At 70.1% G+C, this 1,586-nt stretch carries 2 protein-coding genes and 1 pseudogene; 2 read left to right on the top strand and 1 reads right to left on the bottom strand.

Annotated features, from left to right (window positions below; all coding sequences use genetic code 11):
• Positions 1–110, bottom strand: a pseudogene (locus ACFXKZ_RS52405) (transcriptional regulator); the annotation flags it as partial.
• A gap of 113 nt (positions 111–223) precedes the next feature.
• Here ACFXKZ_RS52405 and ACFXKZ_RS52400 point away from each other — a divergent pair.
• Both ACFXKZ_RS52400 and ACFXKZ_RS52395 read left to right on the top strand, forming a co-directional pair.
• Positions 224–691: a VOC family protein gene (locus ACFXKZ_RS52400; RefSeq protein WP_380015672.1), complete on the top strand. Its 468-nt coding sequence runs from the start codon at positions 224–226 to the stop codon at positions 689–691.
• Between the two features lie 58 nt (positions 692–749).
• Positions 750–1,586, top strand: an 837-nt coding sequence (locus ACFXKZ_RS52395) for an aldo/keto reductase (RefSeq protein ID WP_380015669.1), incomplete at its 3' end; no start/stop codon positions are given.

The following is a 1,586-nucleotide window of genomic DNA, read 5'->3' as shown; positions in this document are numbered from 1 at the left end:
ACGCCCAGCCGCTCGGCGAGCACGCCGCCCGGCCAGTCGCGGCGGGCCTGAAGCATGGACAGCAGCGCCAGCAGCCGGCTGGAGGTCGTCGTCGAGGAGGCGATCGGCATGTTTGCACCATGCCACAAGTAGCGGACGTTCTCTGACCTGTACTGCTGCCATCGTCGGTTCTGTCGCCGGAAACCTCCGGCACCGGAAATCACTCGTGAAGGACCGGAACACCATGTCGCTCAACGCTGTCGCGCATCTGAACTTCCACGGCCAGGCCCGCGAGGCCCTGGAGTTCTACCAGTCGGTCTTCGGCGGCCGGCTCACCGTCGCCACCTACGCCGACTTCGGGATGCCCGCCGAACTGCCCGGCGCGACGAACGTCGTGTTCGGCCAGGTCGTCGCCGACAACGGCTTCCGGGTCATGGCCTACGACGTGCCCGGCGAGCACACGCCGACCGACCCCGGCGCGCCCACCACGCGTCGGGAGAACGGCACCACGATCACCCGGGAACCGTTCTTCCTGTCCGTCCGCGGCGACAGCATCGACGAGGTCACCCCCGTGTGGGACGGCCTCGCCAAGGACGCGACCGTGATCGAGGCGTTCGGTCCCGCCCAGTGGGCGCCCGCGTTCGGGATGCTGGCCGACCGTTTCGGCGTCACCTGGATCGTCGACGTCGCGGCCGCGTACACCCAGGACTGACCGTTGCGCGAGGTGTGCGGCCGGTCCGGCCGCACACCTCCTCCCCGAGGAGAACCCCATGCGAACCCGCCCCCTCGGCCGGACCGGCATCCAGGTCAGCACCTACACCCTGGGCACGATGATGTTCGGCCCGTACGGCAACCCCGACCCCGACGACTGCGTCCGCATCGTCCACCGCGCCCTCGACGCCGGCATCAACGTCATCGACACCGCCGACGTCTATGGCGGCGACGGCGAAGCCGAGAAGATCGTCGGAAAGGCCCTGCGGGGCCGCCGCGACGACGTCGTCCTGGCCACGAAATTCAACGGCCCGATGGGGTCCGACCCCAACCGGCGCGGCAGCTCCCGCCGGTGGATCGTTTCCGCGGTCGAAGGGTCGCTGCGCCGCCTGGGTGTCGACCACATCGACCTCTACCAGGCCCACCACCCCGAGCCCGGCACCGACATCGAGGAAACCCTCGGTGCGCTGACCGACCTGATGCGCGCGGGCAAGATCCGTGCGATCGGCCACTCCAACCTGCCCGCCTCGGACATCGTCCAAGCCCAGTGGGTGGCCGAACAGCGCGGGCTCGCCCGCTTCCGCTCCGAACAGCCGCACTACTCGATCCTCAACCGCGGGATCGAGCGCGAGATCCTGCCGGTCTGCGAGCGCCACGGGCTGGGTGTTCTGGTGTGGAGCCCGCTGGCGATGGGCCTGCTCGCCGGTCGCCTCCGCAGGGGCAGCGGGGAAACGGCGTCGGCCGGGCGCCTGCACTGGGCACGGCGGCACATGACCGACGAACGTAAGCTCGACGCCGTCGAAGCTCTCGCCCGAATCGCCGAGCAGGCCGGATTGTCGCTGCCCCACCTCGCTCTGGCGTTCGTAACCGCCCACCCCGCGGTCACCTCGGCGATC

The organism is Embleya sp. NPDC059237 (assembly GCF_042754105.1).
In the GTDB taxonomy this organism is placed as follows: Bacteria; Actinomycetota; Actinomycetes; order Streptomycetales; family Streptomycetaceae; genus Embleya.
The sequence above is the reverse complement of the archived record's forward strand: the minus strand, read 5'-3'. Positions and strand labels throughout refer to the sequence as shown.